Here is a 17,321-nt window from a genome sequence, read left to right on the forward strand (position 1 = left end):
CGCGTTTCGCCACACAACGAATTATAAAAGGGCACATCATGTCGAACTTATTAAATGAAACTCATAATCCAGCACTAACAAGCTGGGTAGAATCTGCGAACGAAAGCACGACAGACTTTCCAATTCAGAACCTTCCTTTTGCGATTTTTAAACGCAAAGACAGCAACGAAAACTTCCGTGGCGGTGTAGCTATCGGCGACCAAGTTGTTGATTTAGCGGCGCTAGCTAATGCTAAATTATTCGACGGCGTTGTTGCTGACGCACTAGCGCTATGTTCACAACCTACGTTAAATGAATTCATGGCTCAGCCATCAAGCGTATGGTCTGCACTGCGCGCCGCGTTATCGAACGCACTTGCTGAGGACAGTGAATTTGAGATCGAAATGGCTGCTTGTTTAGTTGCCCAAAGCGATGTTGACTATGACTTGCCTTGTCGCATTGGTGACTACACGGATTTCTACACATCAATTCACCACGCAACAACGGTTGGTTCATTCTTCCGTCCAGATAACCCGTTGCTGCCAAACTACAAATGGATCCCAATTGGTTACCATGGCCGTTCATCGTCAATAGGTGTGTCAGGTCAAGCGTTCCCGCGTCCCAAAGGCCAAACCAAAGCGCCAGATGCTGACGCGCCAAGCTTCGGCCCTTGTAAGCGTTTAGATTACGAAATGGAAATGGGTATTTACATCGGTGGCGGTAACGAATTAGGCGATTCAATTGCCCTTGACGATACCGACGAGCACGTATTCGGTATGTGTCTATTTAACGATTGGTCAGCACGCGACATTCAAGGCTGGGAGTACCAACCACTAGGACCATTCCTTGCTAAAAACTTCGCCTCAACAGTATCACCTTGGATTGTAACTAACGAAGCACTAGCACCATTTAGAATGGGCTGGACACGTGATGAAAATGATCCACAACCAATGGAATACCTATCATCAGCTCGCAATAGCGAACTAGGTGCCTACGATGTACAAGTAGAAGTATTCTTAGAAACGCCTAAAATGCGTGACGCAGGCGAGCCAGCCGCTAAGCTAACCAACTCAAGCTTCCGTCACTCATACTGGACAACAGCGCAAATGGTTGCCCATCACACAGTAAACGGTTGTAACCTAGTAGCAGGTGACTTTTTCGGTAGCGGCACCCAATCAGGTCCAAACGCAGAAGAAGCAGGTTCATTATTAGAGCTTACAGGCGCCGGTAAAAACCGTCTCGACTTAGGCAACGGTGAAACCCGCGGTTTTGTTGAAGACGGCGATGCTATCGTAATGCGCGGCTTCTGTGAAAAAGACGGCGCTAAACGCATCGGTTTCGGTGAGTGTTACTCGCTAGTGCTACCAGCGAAATAAGTGTTTAAGCGTTAAAAATGAGAAAGCCAGCTAATGAAAGTTAGCTGGCTTTTTTGTTTTTTATCGTGAGATCTAATCGGACTAATACCATTAATTGCATTAAATATTTGCCCACTTGTACTTGTTAAAATTAACTAAAATGGCGTTGCTCTCAATCCTAATAGCCAGCTATTAGTCAATCGAGCGCCTTGTTTTAGCTGATTTTCTCTACGCACAACAAGATCACTTACTTAATGCAATTGGTATAAATTTGGTTAGATGATTGCTTTTTGAACTAAAAAAACTTAGACTTTTTGAGTGGTCTAAATATGGACTACTTTATCAATAAAGCAAAAAAGTCAGTAAAACAAAAAGTGGGATAGGCATATGAAAATGGCAACAATTAGTCAAATGAAAGCCAATGCGGCCAACTTACCTGATGAATTGGGATTTAGTCCGTTATTTGTAACACAAAATGGCAAAGAATCATTAGTTGTTCAAACACACGAAGCATTCCAATATCAGCAAGAAAAAATGGCATTCATGACGCTACTATTGCAATCGAGAAAAGACATTGAAGAAGGGAAGACAGTTCCTGTCGATGACTTCTTAAACTCGCTCTAATCACTAGGTAATTCATGAGTAATGTAGCTATTGAAATCACTGAACATGCTCAGCGACAAATTAAAGATGCTATTAAGTGGAGAGCTCATCATGAAGCTCCCGACACTGCAAGAAATAGCATTAAGTCAACAATAGTAGATTGGAAGGAATTGCTGGAAACGTTTCCTGAAAGTGGAAAAACATGCCAATTCTTTGATTCTGATGAGTTTCGAGAGCTTAGTATTGGTGATTATCGCTTTGTTTACGAGATACGCCCCAAAGGCAATCAATTCATTATTTACTTATTAATCTTTTGTCATGAGAAAATGGATTACGAAACGTTGATACGACAATTTAGTCATTTTTAAGTTAGTAATTTATTCGAAGCCAGCTAATGAGAATTAGCTGGCTTTTTGGTTTTTAGTACCGAAAGGCTTTATCGCGCGAATATTTATAGGAAAAGACCGCACACACGTTTTTATTATCGTCTTAAAACTTTTTTCACTCTATTTTAAATCAATACTTGCACAATAGGCGGTTTCCGCCTACTGTGGCTTTGCGGGTGGAGCTTGAAAGCCACTCACCCTTGAGGGGGCTAAGTAGCCACTCAGCAAGGAGCCATTGATGGCAACGCTCTTTAACATCGCTAAAATCAAAACAAACTTCCCGGAGGCTGATTTCTGGTTAGTCCGTAAAGGGGGTGAGTTTGATGTCGGAAAGCCAACAAAGACTTATAAGCCTGAGAATATCGGGTAAAGGTTGAACGTTTAGACTTAATCATTCCTGATTATCTTTATTACGTAATGATGTATTTTCATAACGTTGGTTACTTTAGACGCCGCTGCCACGGGACGTTAAAGTTACAACACATCAGGGTTAGCGATGTAGAGAAAATAAAGCTGGGATAGACTGCAGGGAGGCGAAAGCCTCCCTAATTCCCACAAAACAGGTGATTAATAATGAATGATTTTAGTATCCCCATGATACCGCTCGACGAGCAGCGCCGCATGGTGTTTGATTTAGCCAATAAAGAGGCCGTAAAACAATTAGAGGTTAACGCCAATGCGCCCGTTATTGAGCCGTTACTGGGCTTTGATGAGTCGCTATTCAGTGCTGATCACCTGTTAGATAAACACGCGGGCTTTGAATCACCCCACGCTGATATTGTAAAAGCGTATTGTGATCAATTAAAACAATTTGATACCCGGTACACACAAGCCGAAATAGCCCGTGAAATATTAGGCATTAACGCTAGGCGGTTGCGTGAATATATCCAAGGTAAATACAAGGTGCCGTTTGAATTATGGCAAAGAATGCTTGTTGCCACTGGCCGAACACCACAGCATATAATTAAGGTTGTGGCGTACTGTAAATAATATTACTAATTGGTAATTTTTATTACTGTTAGGTTTTCCGTTGTTTTATAAGCCCCGTTAATCTGGCAACACTGATCAGTTAAGAAATCGATCAGTTGACAGAAACAACGATCATACGACAATAGCCTCATCTTTTGGATGGGGCTATTTTTTATGTTATCTATGTGGTTGGATGATGTCCACACTCTTGCAGAGCCAGAGAGCGTAAACATTTTTCAAAAAAGTTTACCGCTTGAGTGGATTGAATCCGTACTAAAAACAACGAACAAAGCGAGTATCAGACGCAGGAAATTACCCGCAGAGCTTGTTGTTTGGTTAATTGTTGGTATGGGCTTGTATCGGGATCGTTCAATTAATGATGTCGTGAATAAACTAGATTTATCATTAACAGATGAGTTAGGTGAAACAGTTGCACCAAGTGCCGTTCCGCAAGCGCGTTTAAGGCTCGGAAAAGAACCATTAGAAGCATTGTTTAATTTAACGGCCGCGCATTGGGTAAAACAAGAAGATACAGAAGACACTTGGCACGGGCTGCAACTCTTTGCTGTAGATGGTACTTGCTTTCGCACCCCCGACTCACCAGAGCTTGCTGAACACTTTGGCTATATAAAACATCGCAAAGACCGCCATACTGAATATCCAATGCTTCGCTTATGCGCGTTAATGTCATTACGCAGTCGATTAATTCATGATGTCGCCTTTGGTCCTTGCGTTAAAGGAGAAATCACACACACCAAAACCCTCAGTATTCCTAATCAAAGCCTTACGCTATTTGACCGCTGCTATTTGTCAGCAGAGTTGATGATTAATTGGCAAAGAGCGCATATAGATAGCCATTGGTTAACCCCGATAAAGTCTAATACACGATTTCAAATTATTGAAGAATACAGTAGTGGAGATTGTCTCATTGAAATGAATGTTTCCGCGCATGCGAGGAAACAAGATCCCAGTTTGCCAGAGACTTGGCAAGCTAGAATGGTGACTTACAAGGAGCCCAAAGGTCAAATTAAAGGATTTATCACCTCATTGCTTGATAGTGAATTATATCCAAAGGACGACTTACTTCATGTCTATTGGGAGCGATGGGAAATCGAGAATGGTTATGGTGAAATAAAATGTCAACAGCTTGAAAACTCAATGATGTTACGTAGCCAAACGGTAACAGGGGTTTATCAAGAGCTTTGGGGGATATTGATTGCGTATAATCTTGTGCGAGTTGAGATAAGTCAAATAGCGAAAGAAGCTAAAGTACCACCTCTGCGTATCAGTTTCATCATGGCATTGCGTTATATCCAAGATGAGTTACTGTGGTGTGCGATAGCTAAGCCAGGAACAATCCCCAGTAAACTCAAAGCGATGCGAGCTAAAGTGAAAAAGTTTGTGCTACCTAAAAAAAGAAAACGGCCCAAACCAAGGACCGTTAGAATCTCTAAAACTAGTTATACCATTCAGAAAAAACATGCTTAACTGAATGGTGTTGCGTTAATCTGGGGCTTTTTTGTTTCAATGAAAAGACCACACAGAAACGTCAAACTATTTCAATAAATGTATTGTATATACAAAACGAATTCTATATAGTGGTTTCATGAGTTGAGGTAACTCATCCGACTAAGCGGAACTTAGCAACTAAGAAAGGACAAATTCATGAATGAATTAGAAGAACAAAAACTAGCCCTAGAGATTGAAAATCTTGAAGAAGATTTGAAGCTTACAAGGCTAAAGCGCAAAGGGTTAATCATTGCGCTGTTTTTCACAGGGACAGGGTTATTACTTAAACTTTTTAAATAATAACTAGCAGGGAGCGAAAGCTCCCTCACCTAACCAATACGGGGTTAACATGCAAAATAAAACACGTAACACATTAAAAGAAATTGCCATTTATGGCACAGTTGGCGTGATACTCGCCATAATTGTTTTTGAGGTGATCGGACTATGACACATGCAAATAAAGGCAATCAGAACGCCGCCAAATCTGACCTAGAAAAAGCGACCAGTACGCTAGTTTGCCGCGTTAATCCAAGCGTTAAAGCCATGTGGGTTAAAGAGGCGCAAAAAGACGGTAAAAAACTTACACAATGGGTTATTGATACGCTAAACGCGAACGCAGCTACCGCCAATTAACGCACTTGTTAGGTTTTCCGTGATGTTAGCTAAATCACTGGATTGCACCATTGATTTAGTTATGAAATTGCAATTTCATGTCAGTTTCTTGTAATTATATGGGCATAATACGACATGTCTTCATTCTGTAGGCTTCAATAAAAAGCAATAGCTATGAAAACTTTGAATAGTTTTTAAGTAATACCATTAATTTGATTAAGTTTGTGATCTTGTTGTGCGTAGAGAAAATCAGCTAAAACAAGGCGCTCGATTGACTAATAGCTGGCTATTAGGATTGAGAGCAACGCCATTTTAGTTAATTTTAACAAGTACAAGTGGGCAAATATTTAATGCAATTGGTATAATTAAACTTGTTATCAGAGATGGTTATTGGAAAACATTCAGCGCGGATCGTTCCCGTTTTTTATCGCCTTCATTTGAAAATAGCGCAGTAAGAAAATCATGGATGATTTTTATTCGTACATTCCATGTACTCACCTCTACGAGGCCAGCTAAAGCTGTTAAAGTTTGTTCCAGACAAACTTTTTAGTATTTGCCGCAGGCGACTGCATGGATGCAGGAGGTAGAGCAACGCAGGAGCAGTTGCCGAAACGCGGATCAAATACGGTATTGAATAGGCAATTTATCATTTAAGAAAAGCGATAAATTTACGGGTCGCCTTTGCAAATAACATCCTTGTTATTTGTTCTTCGAACCAGCTAACGCTGCCTAGAATCATTCCCGATCATTTTGTCTTTTGGTTACTTTTCTTTGGCGAAGCAAAGAAAAGTAACTGGTGTGCAATCGTAGAAGTTAATTAGACACGCAATCTATTTAGCACACCAAGCATACTGAGTATCCAGTGGGGTGATTGTAATCGCGACAGCAATTAGAAGTCGTATTTAACCCCAACAGTAAACTGCCTCGGTTTACCCGCACGCGCCCCAAATGGACGGCGAGATACAACATCCTGCTGGTCAGTTAAGTTATCGATTTTCCCGTACACACGTAAACCCTCACTTAACTCTTTGTAAGCCGACACATCGATTTGGTCGATGGCGTCGGTCCAGTAACCTGATAGCTCAGTTCGCTCGCCGGCCGCTTCTTGCATTTTATCAACATGCTTGGCGATTAATGCCACCTTCCATGTCTCACCTTGCAGGCCTGTTTCAATACTCCACTGGCTTTCTGGCATGTAAGGTAATGAATCCCCTTTGCTTACGTCGCCCCATTGCACAAACGTAGACAAGAAATCGCTTTGGAATTCTGATTTTGTGTAGGTGTAATTGATGCTTAGCGGAATTGAAATGCTATCGCTTAATTGCCACTGGCTTGAATAGCTTGCTTCGATACCTTTAACTTCAACAGCGCCGCCGTTAAATTCTTCGTCGATATTGCTTAGACAACCACTTGAGAAGGTGCAGTTACCTTTTAGGTTGCTGTAATCAGTAAAGAAGCCGACGATTTCACCTTGAGTGACGTCGTCGCCGTAGCGGAAACCAAACTCGTAGTTCCAGCTTTCTTCAGCATCGATGTCATCGCTTTGACCTGGACCATTGGGTACATAACCTTTGTTTACGCCTGCTAGCACACCAAACTCGTCAGTTAGGCGGTAGAATGCGCCTAAACCCGGTGATACTAAGGTATCGCTGTTGGTGGTGTTAAGTGTTGGATCTAATAAGTCTTGATGCTTACCGTCGATATTCTCGATGCGTACACCACCTGTTAACGTCAGCTGTTCAAATGCTAACTTGTAGTTGAGGTGCGTCGCTAGTGCATCTACGCTATCTTTATTTTTGATCGTGGTAATGGTGTCGCCATTGGTGGCAACCAGTTGGCCTTGTTGCATCAAGTAAGGATCTTCAAAGTGGTTGCGCTCTACCTGATCTTGATGAAAACGAATGCCGACTTCTAATTCACTGTCGCTGCCAAAGTGATTGCTTTGCCACACCAGTTTAGATTGGATGCCTTGTGAATAGTATTGACGATCGTTGTGTCCGTAAAGCAGGGTGTCAGTGCCAATTTGTGAATCACGAGCACCTGTTAATACGTCATAGTAAATTTGATTAAGACCTGTGTCTGGTGATTGTAAAACCGTTTGAATTGAGCGATTGGTGTTAAGGCGATTTAGCTTGCCCCAGTCACGATCAAAGTCACGACGATACGCTTGGGTGTGAATGCTTAATTCGTCGCTAAATTCGATGTAATGACCGATTTGAAGTTGGGTGTGATCCCACGTCATTAAATCATCTTGGCTCGCTAAATAACGGCGATTAGGTTTGGCTTTAAAATCGGCTTCAGAAAGGCCAAGGTAGGTTTCGTTAGATTCTTCGTCGCCGTAACCTGCTTTCAACTGCCACAGTTGATAAATGCCATCATCGTTGAGCTCGTAGTTGAGTTTGAATAGCAATTCGTTTTTAACAAAGCCTGTATCACCGCCGTTATCAAGCTCTTTAAAACCGTCTGATGACAAACGAATTCCTTCGATAAGCATGCCTAAGTTATCTTTACTGTAATTGTAATATGCATGGGCTTTTTGATAATTATCAGTGCCGTAGGCGAGCTCTAGATTGCCTTTAGTTTCATCTTCAATTGCACGTGACTGCATGTTGATAGCGCCGCCGACGGTGTTTGGGCCGTAGCTAATGGCTGATGGCCCTTTAAGTACTTCGATGCCAGTCATGCGCGCTGAATTTGGAAAGTAATAGGCGGCTGGCGCTGCGTATGGCGCTGGGGCGATAAGTACACCGTCTTCCATAATGGTAATCTTGCTGCTGCGCTCTGTTGTCGCGCCGCGAATCCCGATGTTAGGGCGCAAACCGTAACCGTCTTCTTCACGAATATAAACGCCGGGAACACTTTGCAGAACACGGTGAATATCATCAAATTCAAATTGCTCTAGTTGCTCTTTGGTAAGGGCATAAGCTGAGCCAGTTTCCTGTTTGAGCTGCTGTTTTTGACCGATGATGCTGATGATTTCAATTTGTTTGTCGGTTTTATCGCTCTTGGCTTCGTTAGCATTGGCTTGAAGCGCGGTTAAGCCAGTAAGAGCGAGTAATAGTTTTGAAGCTGTTGTCATTGCGTATTATTCCGCTGAAATTAAGATTGAATAGTCGTTAGGTGGTTGTCCCAACGAATATCGTTGAATTTGAGAAATGGTTGATTAGCTTGATTCAGGTTGAGCACCTGACCTTTGCCATTGGTGGCAACTACTTGGCTATTGGCGAGGCCAAGGCCAGCAACATCGCGCATTTTAATGCTGCGAATATATTGATCGCTGTTTAAATCCCACAGGGTAATTACATCGCCGCGAGGGCAGCTAATTGCCACTTGTTGAGTACTGCTATCAACACACACGCTGGCGGTGTAGTGATTGAGTGAGCGCCATACCACATCATCCGCTTGCAAAAACTGCAAGCTCTCTTGGCCGTGATGACTAATGGCTAATGGTACGTTGTCACTTTTAGGCCCTTGATATTGCAAACCTGCAACGACCTTGCCTTGTGCGCTAACGTCTAAATGACGAATACTTAGCTGGTGGTTGTCGAGTCTGAATTGGTCGATAACCTGACCTGATGTTAAATCGAGGTAGGTGAGGGCGGGTGACATGGTGTCTAAGTTAAGTTTTTTACGCGGCCAATCAGGATGTGTCTTTATACCGCCGTTAGCAATGACTAAGGTGTTGCCATCAGGCATTAGACGGCATTCGTGTGGGCCTACACCGCCACAGTCGTAACGGTCAATAATTTGATAGTTGTTACTGTCGCGAACAACGACTTCACCACGACCTAGCTCAAAGTTGTTTTCAATTGAAAATAGCTGCTTGCCGTCTTGACTAAACACACCGTGACCAAAGAAGTGGTGTCCTTGGGATGCTGTAATGTGCTGCGTAATAGCGCCGTTAGTAAAATCGACTTCAAGCAAGAAGGTCCCGGGGCGACGTGCAAACATAATGGCATGCCCGGGCTTTGTTGGGTGAGCTGCGCTGCCATGGCCGCGCGCTGGTAATTCAACAGCGTTAATTAGCTGACCATTTTGGTTAAATGCGCCAGCAAAGTGTCGCTGTCCATTGCCCTTTTGTCCTTTGGAGAATGCACTTACGAGCCATTGCTGTGATTGACCATTAAACACTAACGGCAAACTGGCTAAAGCCACAGCACCACCAGCGCCTAATAGAAACTGACGACGATTAAGCATTAGTCACCGTCGTTTGAGTTAAAGCCAATGCTTAAATCAAGCATTTGTACGAACTCACCTGTTAGCGTGTCTCGTACATCACGAATTTTAGCGATGGTGTCTTCTAGTGCTGCACGCTTAGTGTCATCGTTGAGTGCGTCTTTATACGACCCTTCTAACGCGGCGATAGCTGCCTGCGCTGCGTCGATTTTGTCAGTCATTGACGTTGCGGTAGCTTGTTGATCTAAAAAATCAGTTAAGATGTTATCAAAACCGTGACCTTGGCCAGCGGTATAGATAGCTTCAAATGTGTCTAAATTAACTTTAATACTGTTAAGAGATTTGTCGCTTAACGCATGCTCTGCGATGTTTGGTAAACCGGGTTTTTCTGAGCCAACAGGTTTTAAGATTTTTTCGTCTTTAACGCGTTCAACTTGCTCTAACCAGTTGGTAACTAGCTCTTCAACCGCATCTTTTTGACCAGTGAATTCACCCGTGCCTTCATTCACGCTTTGCACGTAATTTCCGCCAGTGGGTGACCATTCGTTGTATACGTCGTTGGCCATTTTCGCAATGTTGGCGCTAATCGCCGTTAGGGTTTCACAGCGTTTAGCTTTGTTGCTACTTGTTAAGATGCTGTCGTTAGCGTCTTCAGGGTAGAGCAACATTTCAGCCGCTGGAATGCCTTGGGCACCTGTTTGTTTTTTGGCAACAAGCTCGATGGTAACTTCTTCAGAGGTTTCTAATAATTCAGCGACACCACGCTCAACGGCATTGTTGCTGTCGGGCCAGTTTTGAATTCTAAACGAAACAAAATCATTAACCACAGGACCAACTTTAACCCACTGAATATTCTGCCAGCTAAGGTTTGTTTCAAGCCATGATGCTCTTACTAAGTTAAGATCTGTTTCTGTGGTATTGGTCAGAATACAAAATGCGCTAGTTGCGAGTACAAACTTAGCACTTTCAGTTTGGAAGTCTTCATATCCTGGCAAAATGTGATTTTGCGTAAGATCGCTTAGGTAACTCGCATATTGATCGTCGATCGTACCAGTGGGGGTCGGAGTCGGCGTTGGAGTTGGTGTCGGGGTTGGTGTTGGTGTGCTACTTGAGCCACCGCCACCACACGCCGCAAGTGTTAAGGCAAGGGCGATTGAGGTACTGATAATGCGTAAATTTTTCATGCTGTCGTTCCTAAATTGCTTTGATAAAGCTCAGCAAAGAATCTCGCTGTGCTTTGGTCATTTGAATAAATTGTTGTTGTGAAGTGGTAGCTTCACCGCCGTGCCATAAAATGGCTTCTTCGATTGAACGAGCGCGGCCGTCGTGAAGAAAGCGCGCCGTTGTCGATAATTCTTTTTGCATACCGATACCCCATAACGGCGCGGTGCGCCATTCACGGCCATTGGCGTCGAATTCAGTAATACCGTCGCTTAGTCCTTCGCCCATGTCGTGTAGCGCAAGGTCGGTGTATGGCCAGATTTTTTGGTTGGCTAACTCCGGTAGACGATAGTTTTTGTCTGTGGTGTAACTTGGTGTATGACAGCCGTTACAGCCGGCTTGGTAAAATAATGTTCGGCCTTGTTGGACATTTTTGTCGGTCAAATTACGAGCTGGTTGGACACCGATATAGGCACTAAAATCATTAACTCGGCGCATCACGCGCTCTGGTGCTTCAAGATCTGTTGGATGACCAATTTTGGCGACTTGCTTACAACCAACTTGTATTTCGGTGCAGTTCTCATCAGGAAAAATTGGATTAGTGATACCAATATCACCAACAAATGCGGCGGCAACCTGTTGGTCGAGCGATGGGTGTAGGGCTTTAAAACCAAATCGTCCAATGGCGTTAGGCTCGTTTGTAATGCGGTCGAGCACACGGTTATAACGCGCAGATATGCCGTCGTCATTTTTGTCGTTGATATCTTCTTGGGCAATTAAATCAGCATCGCTAATGGCGTCTAGTAAACCCATGCCGTAAATACTTGGCGCATAACGCGGCGATAGGCCGAGATCTTTGGCAAGCGGACCATGACTAAAATGACTAAGCGTGTAACTTGGTTTAATTAGCTCATAGCTTGAACCATCGGCATATTGGCCTTTGATGGTTTGATATTGTAAGTCGAGCATGGCTTCACCTTGCGGCTGCTCTGTCACTGATTTATTAAGTAAGGTGATAGAACGTGGCTGAATTTGACCGCCGTAGTTAGGATCAACAGCATTAACACCGTCAACCGTGCTACCAATGCGGATCAGCAATGATGAAGGTTTGTGGAGGCCAACTGGTGACATTGGACCGCGGCCACCGTCGTGATGACAGGTGATACACGAGCGGGTGTTAAACAGTGGGCCAACACCGTCGCGACCAGTAGTACTGGCTGGTGCAACAACCCAAGGGTCACGAAAGAATGAGAAACCGCTCCAAAACTCTAGCTCTTTCATGCGGTCAACATTGCCGCCAATAGCAACAAAAGTGTTATGAGATAACCGTTTAACTGTCATCTCACCACCGGGTTGTAATTCACTGATATCAAAAGCAGGAACTTTGCTACGCTGATATTCAAAAGCGGTTATAGCAACCGCCCCAACGAATACAGCAATCAGCATTAATGCTTTTTTACTCATTAGAGTGAGCCTAAGAACGCAAGTAGTTGTTCACGTTCACTTTGAGATAATTGGATAAATTTGTTTTTAGCTGCTTCACCTTCACCACCATGCCATAGAATGGCTTCGGCGTGATTGCGAGCGCGACCATCGTGTAAGAAGGTGGCATTTTCATTAACGGTTTGTACTAGGCCTGTGCCCCAAAGTGCAGGGGTTTTCCATTCACTACCGCTCGCTTCGCCCATCGGCATGTCATCGGCTAGGCCATCACAACGTTGCACGTAGTAGCACATTGCACCGCCGTCACAGCTCGCACCGTCTTCAAGTTCACGGGTAACTTTACAGCTGCCACCCATGTCATGTAGTAAAAGGTCAGTGTACGGATAAAAGGTTTGCTCTGATAAGTAATCAACCTTATTTGGCTCTGGTAACAATTCTGTCAATGCTATACCGCCAAGGCGACTGTCGACGACGTCCCCTGTAACGTGACGCGGCGTATGGCAATCGACACAACCTGTATCAAAGAATAACTTACGGCCTGCAACGATATTGTTGTCCCAGATCTCGGTAGTTGAGTCGTAACCACGGCGTACGGGCACGCCTAACACCTTGTTATAAAATTCAACAAATGCAAGTTGGCGATCAGCAATATCGGGAGTAGCACCTTGTGTTTGTTCTCGCTCTGCGGCAGCAACACAGGCTATTTGTTTATCAGTACAAGGCTCGCCAATAAATAATGAATTGGTGACTCCCATGTCGCCACGGTAAGCGCCAGATGCTTGTTGAAGAACGTGCGGGTTTTGCGCTTTATAGGCAAAACGGCCTATTTCTTTCTCGCCTGTCATTACGTTAGTGACCATATGAGCGCGGCCTGAAATACCGTCGTTGTTACTGTCATCTGGATCTGCTAGTGCAATGAGGTTCTCGCTAGGAATACCTTCTAATAAACCCGAGCCAAATACGGCAGGCGATACGCGTGCTGAAAATGCAACAGTGTCGTTAAAGTCACCGTAACTTAAGTCTTTTACTTTGTAGATTGGTTTGCGTAATTCGTAACTCGTGCCATCGCTATATTGGCCAGTGACTGTCTCGTATTCAACAAAGGCATAAGCTTCGCCAAAGAGTTTGTCGCCATTGAGTGAGCCATCATGTTGGGATAGTACTAAGGCGCCGTCATCGTTATTTTCTTCTTGTAGCGCAAAGGTTTGAATTTGATCGCCATAAATCGGATCTGGATTACCTTGGGCATCGCTAATCTTTAGGAACATACTCTTCATGGCTTCATCTGGTGATGCTGGCACAACGCCTTTGCCGTCGTTGATATGACAGCCTTGGCAGCTTCCTGCATTAATGACAGGGCCGCGACCTTGATGGGGAGTTCTAAATAAATGATCACCTGAAGTAAAAAATCCATCAGATTGAAAGTCTTGCTTTACCGGAGCTGGGCGCTGGCTAAAGGCATCATGTGTATGCACTGTTGTAGTGATTTGGCCACCGGTTAAGTGTTCTCCAACGGCTGGCACGTCACTAGATAATGGCGTTAAACCACTGTGATCAACAGTCGGTACCGGAGTCGGTGTAGGAGTAGGAACTGGCGTAGGCGTGGGAGTTGGAGCCGATGAACTGCCTCCACCACCACAGGCTGATAATGCTAAAGCTAAGCCGATTGAGGCTGTGATAGTACTCAGTTTGTTCATTGCTACATTCCTACATTGAGCAAGCTTTCTTTAACGAGCATGCTAATGGTTATTCAAAATTTTTCTGATCACGCAGTAATATGGTTATTCAAATAATTAAAATAACACTGCAATTGCTTGTGATTCTCATTAGTGCAAATGATTGATTGTGAAAAAATTGTCTCTAGTATTTTTATGTTGTTAATAAGGTAATGAATTTAATAGTAATACCAATTGCATTAAATATTTGCCCACTTGTACTTGTTAAAATTAACTAAAATGGCGTTGCTCTCAATCCTAATAGCCAGCTATTAGTCAATCGAGCGCCTTGTTTTAGCTGATTTTCTCTACGCACAACAAGATCACTTACTTAATGCAATTGGTATAAAACCTTATATTTCATCCATGAATAGATACGACAAAAGGGCTCACAATGTGAACCCTTTGAACATCGCTAACCAATACTGAGTATGGTAACGATAATGGTTAGCGTTGTCGTTAGATTTTTTCTTCAGTATCTTGACGTAAATCATTAGTTGTAACATTAAGTGCTTTGATCGCTTCTTCGATGTCATCAGTTTGAGCTACTAGCGCTTTGATTACGGCAATTACGTTTTCTTGATCGATACCTGATTGAATCAGTAAATCAAATGGCATACCTGTTTTCGCTTTAGTATCGATAACAGAGGCTGCAGCCATTGTTGCTTCTAGAGAACCGCGAAGTTTGTTAGCAAGTTCAGGATGACCTTCTGTCAATAGTAAGTCGTAGATAGAAGCGCCGCTAATTTCTTCACCGTTTACACGCGTGTAAGAAGCGTTGAAGCTGTTTTGTACGCCTTTTGCATTCAGGTAGATATCACGGTGTGTGTTATCTGAGAAACAAGAGTGCTCGTCTTCTTGAGAGTTATTAATTAAAGCAACGTTGATACGCTCACCTGCTAGTTCACCGTAGCTTAAACGTCCCATGCCTTCTAAGATAAGTGCTAACGATGCGTCGCCACCAGCAACAAACGTTTTGTAATGTTCACCAGTTGCTGGCTCCCATGCGTTAACAACCGTTGTTAAATCTTCAATCAAGATATCAGCTGCAACTTGTAGGTATTGGCCACGGCGCTCACAGATGTTATCTGCCATTGCATTACCAGTGCCTGATGTACAACCACCAGTTGTATTAAAGTCGGTTAGTGGACGGTTACCCGCAGTTGCATCACGAGTTGTTTGTGACGAACCTAAATCAGCATTTAAATCTTGGCCCCATAATAAAAATTCAATCGCGTGGTAACCCGTTGTTACATTACGCTCATCTTCATTGGTTTCGAATAAACCAGTAACAGTGGCTTTATTGATGGTTGGGTAAGCTGTTGTGTCTGCAATGATGTTGCTGCTAATTGCGCGGCTGTCATCTTCTTGGAATGCGTTACCGTTAACTGCTGGTGACGTTGAGATGTAATCGATTAATGCTTCACCTAGTGGCCAAGCATTGATTGCGCCTTCAGGGCCTGTTGTGCCATCAGCGTTTTCAAAATCGATTGGACCTTCACGGAAACGATAAACTTCAGTTTGACCGTATGGTTCGCGTGCGTCTAACCAAGCTTGTTTCGCATCGGTAAAGTTTTGAGCTGTTGGGTTAGCCACTAACGCGTCTAGTGATTCTTTTAAAGCAACCGCTGTGATCAATGAATCTGAATAAGCTGAGTAAGCAATGTTTGCATTTGTTTTGATGACGTCAGCACGGGCAACAAATGTTGTCTTGCCGTCAGCACCATTTGTACCGTTAGTTCCATCAGTACCGTTTGTTCCATTTTTTCCGTCGTCGCCACTACAAGCGGCAAGGCTTAAGCCTAAAACAACGGCTGCGCTTACTTTAGTTAAATCTTTAAAATTCATTTGAGCAATTCCTTTCATGGTGCATAAAAATTAGTATTTTCAACGATGTCTTTAGAAATGCTGTTTTCATTTTCAAAGACACGCTGCGTATTACATATGATAAAAAAACGCACAAATGATAATCCTTATCATTTGTTAGATCAAGTGTTAATGAGAGTTATTTTTATTTAGGGGTGTTAAGTTGATTTAAAATAAGAAATGAAAAAGTAGAGCGCGCAAAAAAGGGCGCTATGTTTATACCCATTGCCAGTGAAAGTGCATGATTTCAGCAAGACGAGAAGCGTGCCAAATACTAGGCATAAGATGTGTCGTTAAGTCATTCTTAACCAATATCTTATAACAACGTAGTTGGTCGCTTATCGCCTTGTCCGTAGGAAGCTCGGGTAGAACACGACTACTGCGTTATGATTCATAATTAGGGAATAGCCATTAATTACAAATCATGCCTTGTATTCGAATCTTACCCGAGCTCTGAAACAAGCATCTTCAATGGTAATGGGTATTAGCGCCCTGAGTAAATCGTTATTTATGTAACGTGTTTAAATCCTGTAATTAGAATTTGTAACCAACAGATACCATGTAAACCATAGGGTCGATTGATACTTCAACTTTACCTGGTACGCTACCGTCGATAGCCTTAAATGTAGCCGTAGTATCGATGTCAATGTAACGCGCTGAAGCGTTCACTAGCCATTTTTCGTCTAAGTGGTAATCAAAACCAACTTGTGCGCTTAGGCCCCAAGAGTTCTTAAGTTTTAAGTCAGTTAGGTTTAGGCCGCCTACTGAACCAGCGCCTGTGACACCTGGTGCAAACTCTTCTTCGAAGAATACTGTATAGTTAAGGCCAAGACCAACATATGGTTGGAAGTTATCACTTGGCGCGTTTAGGTAGTATAAAGCGCTTAATGTTGGTGGTAAGTGCTTTGTTTTACCAAGATCTAATTCAGTGCTACCACTGTGAACTTTTAGGTCATGAGAAAAAGGTGTTGCTGCTAGGGTCTGTTGATCTTTGTGGTTCAAATTTTGTTCAATCTAAAAGGGTTTTGGGCAAGGCATGAGGATTGATGCTGGGTTTACCCCAGTGAATGACGAATAACGCCGCACAAAATACTTTTAGGTGAATCCTACGGACAGCATTTGTTTGTTATTTCTACGGCGTTATCGCCTATTCGTGTAGCCAGCTACACCACATAGGCTCTGCCTTGTAGAAACCCCAAACAAATTGCTGCAAAAATGAACTCAAAAGATCAACAGACCCTAGTAATTCAACGGCGATTTTGTCTGTTGCGAAGTAGACAAAGTTAAGACCAAGTTGAGTTTCGCTTTCTACAGAAGCTGTTAATGCACCTGCGCCTAAATCAACTTTATTACCACCAGCATAGATAGTTGCTTTGTCGCTTGATGGCGTTACGTTAACTGCGCCAACACGAGCGATCATGTCACCAGCTTTGTTAGCCATTGCTACTGAAGAAGTTGCCGCTAGTGCCGCTACGATTGCAATATTAGTTAATGTTTTTTTCATGAGTTATCTCCGAAATTTTCTTGAATTTGTAGTGTGTTATCTG

General features: G+C 43.2%; 16 protein-coding genes. 8 read left to right on the forward strand and 8 right to left on the reverse strand.

The window, feature by feature from the left end; translation table 11 throughout:
• The first annotated feature begins 38 nt into the window (after positions 1-38).
• The 8 genes from fahA to ACMAZF_RS04475 all read left to right on the forward strand — a co-directional run bounded on the left by fahA (position 39) and on the right by ACMAZF_RS04475 (position 5,434).
• Complete coding sequence (fahA, locus tag ACMAZF_RS04440) at positions 39-1,355, forward strand: fumarylacetoacetase (protein ID WP_435276261.1); 1,317 nt, start codon at positions 39-41, stop codon at positions 1,353-1,355.
• Between the two features lie 366 nt (positions 1,356-1,721).
• The gene (locus ACMAZF_RS04445; RefSeq protein WP_435276262.1) at positions 1,722-1,958 is read left to right on the forward strand and encodes a type II toxin-antitoxin system Phd/YefM family antitoxin; all 237 of its coding nucleotides are present in this window, start codon (positions 1,722-1,724) and stop codon (positions 1,956-1,958) included.
• 14 nt (positions 1,959-1,972) lie between these two features.
• Positions 1,973-2,305 (forward strand): type II toxin-antitoxin system RelE/ParE family toxin, encoded by a 333-nt coding sequence (locus tag ACMAZF_RS04450; RefSeq protein WP_435276263.1) that lies wholly within the window; start codon positions 1,973-1,975, stop codon positions 2,303-2,305.
• A 256-nt stretch (positions 2,306-2,561) separates the two neighbouring features.
• A complete protein-coding gene (locus ACMAZF_RS04455; protein ID WP_435276264.1) occupies positions 2,562-2,693 on the forward strand; it encodes a hypothetical protein in 132 nt (43 codons plus the stop codon).
• A gap of 203 nt (positions 2,694-2,896) precedes the next feature.
• On the forward strand, positions 2,897-3,313 hold the full coding sequence (locus ACMAZF_RS04460; RefSeq protein WP_435276265.1) for a helix-turn-helix domain-containing protein: 417 nt from the start codon (positions 2,897-2,899) through the stop codon (positions 3,311-3,313).
• Between the two features lie 153 nt (positions 3,314-3,466).
• The gene (locus tag ACMAZF_RS04465) at positions 3,467-4,780 is read left to right on the forward strand and encodes an IS4 family transposase (RefSeq protein ID WP_435277182.1); all 1,314 of its coding nucleotides are present in this window, start codon (positions 3,467-3,469) and stop codon (positions 4,778-4,780) included.
• 177 nt (positions 4,781-4,957) lie between these two features.
• On the forward strand, positions 4,958-5,101 hold the full coding sequence (locus ACMAZF_RS04470; protein WP_435276266.1) for a hypothetical protein: 144 nt from the start codon (positions 4,958-4,960) through the stop codon (positions 5,099-5,101).
• A 144-nt stretch (positions 5,102-5,245) separates the two neighbouring features.
• A complete protein-coding gene (locus ACMAZF_RS04475) occupies positions 5,246-5,434 on the forward strand; it encodes a hypothetical protein (protein ID WP_435276267.1) in 189 nt (62 codons plus the stop codon).
• A gap of 868 nt (positions 5,435-6,302) precedes the next feature.
• Here the strand turns inward: ACMAZF_RS04475 and ACMAZF_RS04480 are convergent.
• The 8 genes from ACMAZF_RS04480 to ACMAZF_RS04515 all read right to left on the reverse strand — a co-directional run bounded on the left by ACMAZF_RS04480 (position 6,303) and on the right by ACMAZF_RS04515 (position 17,278).
• Positions 6,303-8,492, reverse strand: coding sequence for a TonB-dependent receptor family protein (locus ACMAZF_RS04480; RefSeq protein ID WP_435276268.1), 2,190 nt, complete (start codon positions 8,490-8,492; stop codon positions 6,303-6,305).
• Positions 8,493-8,512: 20 nt separating this feature from the next.
• Positions 8,513-9,610, reverse strand: coding sequence for a DUF1513 domain-containing protein (locus ACMAZF_RS04485; protein ID WP_435276269.1), 1,098 nt, complete (start codon positions 9,608-9,610; stop codon positions 8,513-8,515).
• Positions 9,610-10,773: an imelysin family protein gene (locus ACMAZF_RS04490; RefSeq protein ID WP_435276270.1), complete on the reverse strand. Its 1,164-nt coding sequence runs from the start codon at positions 10,771-10,773 to the stop codon at positions 9,610-9,612. Before ACMAZF_RS04490 ends, ACMAZF_RS04485 begins: the two co-directional genes overlap by 1 nt.
• Positions 10,774-10,783: 10 nt before the next feature.
• Positions 10,784-12,214: a di-heme oxidoredictase family protein gene (locus ACMAZF_RS04495; protein WP_435276271.1), complete on the reverse strand. Its 1,431-nt coding sequence runs from the start codon at positions 12,212-12,214 to the stop codon at positions 10,784-10,786.
• Positions 12,214-13,890, reverse strand: a complete 1,677-nt coding sequence (locus ACMAZF_RS04500; protein WP_435276272.1) for a di-heme oxidoredictase family protein — start codon at positions 13,888-13,890, stop codon at positions 12,214-12,216. The genes ACMAZF_RS04495 and ACMAZF_RS04500 overlap by 1 nt, the downstream gene beginning before the upstream one ends.
• Before the next feature lie 477 nt (positions 13,891-14,367).
• Complete coding sequence (locus ACMAZF_RS04505) at positions 14,368-15,756, reverse strand: imelysin family protein (RefSeq protein WP_435276273.1); 1,389 nt, start codon at positions 15,754-15,756, stop codon at positions 14,368-14,370.
• Positions 15,757-16,308: 552 nt separating this feature from the next.
• Entirely contained in the window at positions 16,309-16,776 is a 468-nt protein-coding gene (locus tag ACMAZF_RS04510; protein ID WP_435276274.1) for an OmpW family outer membrane protein, read from the reverse strand.
• Between the two features lie 145 nt (positions 16,777-16,921).
• Positions 16,922-17,278 carry an OmpW family outer membrane protein gene (locus ACMAZF_RS04515; protein ID WP_435276275.1) on the reverse strand — a complete coding sequence of 119 codons (357 nt, stop codon included), beginning with the start codon at positions 17,276-17,278 and terminating at the stop codon, positions 16,922-16,924.
• Between the last annotated feature and the right edge of the window lie 43 nt (positions 17,279-17,321).

This window comes from Psychrobium sp. nBUS_13, assembly GCF_051201665.1.
In the GTDB taxonomy this organism is placed as follows: domain Bacteria; phylum Pseudomonadota; class Gammaproteobacteria; order Enterobacterales; family Psychrobiaceae; genus Psychrobium.

What these genes read in the sequence shown, in the direction of transcription:
- fahA (WP_435276261.1), top strand. Translation starts at nt 39, where the DNA reads ATGTCGAACTTATTAAATGAAACTCATAATCCAGCACTAACAAGCTGG.
- ACMAZF_RS04445 (WP_435276262.1), top strand. Translation starts at nt 1,722, where the DNA reads ATGAAAATGGCAACAATTAGTCAAATGAAAGCCAATGCGGCCAACTTA.
- ACMAZF_RS04450 (WP_435276263.1), top strand. Translation starts at nt 1,973, where the DNA reads ATGAGTAATGTAGCTATTGAAATCACTGAACATGCTCAGCGACAAATT.
- ACMAZF_RS04455 (WP_435276264.1), top strand. Translation starts at nt 2,562, where the DNA reads ATGGCAACGCTCTTTAACATCGCTAAAATCAAAACAAACTTCCCGGAG.
- ACMAZF_RS04460 (WP_435276265.1), top strand. Translation starts at nt 2,897, where the DNA reads ATGAATGATTTTAGTATCCCCATGATACCGCTCGACGAGCAGCGCCGC.
- ACMAZF_RS04465 (WP_435277182.1), top strand. Translation starts at nt 3,467, where the DNA reads ATGTTATCTATGTGGTTGGATGATGTCCACACTCTTGCAGAGCCAGAG.
- ACMAZF_RS04470 (WP_435276266.1), top strand. Translation starts at nt 4,958, where the DNA reads ATGAATGAATTAGAAGAACAAAAACTAGCCCTAGAGATTGAAAATCTT.
- ACMAZF_RS04475 (WP_435276267.1), top strand. Translation starts at nt 5,246, where the DNA reads ATGACACATGCAAATAAAGGCAATCAGAACGCCGCCAAATCTGACCTA.
- ACMAZF_RS04480 (WP_435276268.1), bottom strand. Translation starts at nt 8,492, where the DNA reads ATGACAACAGCTTCAAAACTATTACTCGCTCTTACTGGCTTAACCGCG.
- ACMAZF_RS04485 (WP_435276269.1), bottom strand. Translation starts at nt 9,610, where the DNA reads ATGCTTAATCGTCGTCAGTTTCTATTAGGCGCTGGTGGTGCTGTGGCT.
- ACMAZF_RS04490 (WP_435276270.1), bottom strand. Translation starts at nt 10,773, where the DNA reads ATGAAAAATTTACGCATTATCAGTACCTCAATCGCCCTTGCCTTAACA.
- ACMAZF_RS04495 (WP_435276271.1), bottom strand. Translation starts at nt 12,214, where the DNA reads ATGAGTAAAAAAGCATTAATGCTGATTGCTGTATTCGTTGGGGCGGTT.
- ACMAZF_RS04500 (WP_435276272.1), bottom strand. Translation starts at nt 13,890, where the DNA reads ATGAACAAACTGAGTACTATCACAGCCTCAATCGGCTTAGCTTTAGCA.
- ACMAZF_RS04505 (WP_435276273.1), bottom strand. Translation starts at nt 15,756, where the DNA reads ATGAATTTTAAAGATTTAACTAAAGTAAGCGCAGCCGTTGTTTTAGGC.
- ACMAZF_RS04515 (WP_435276275.1), bottom strand. Translation starts at nt 17,278, where the DNA reads ATGAAAAAAACATTAACTAATATTGCAATCGTAGCGGCACTAGCGGCA.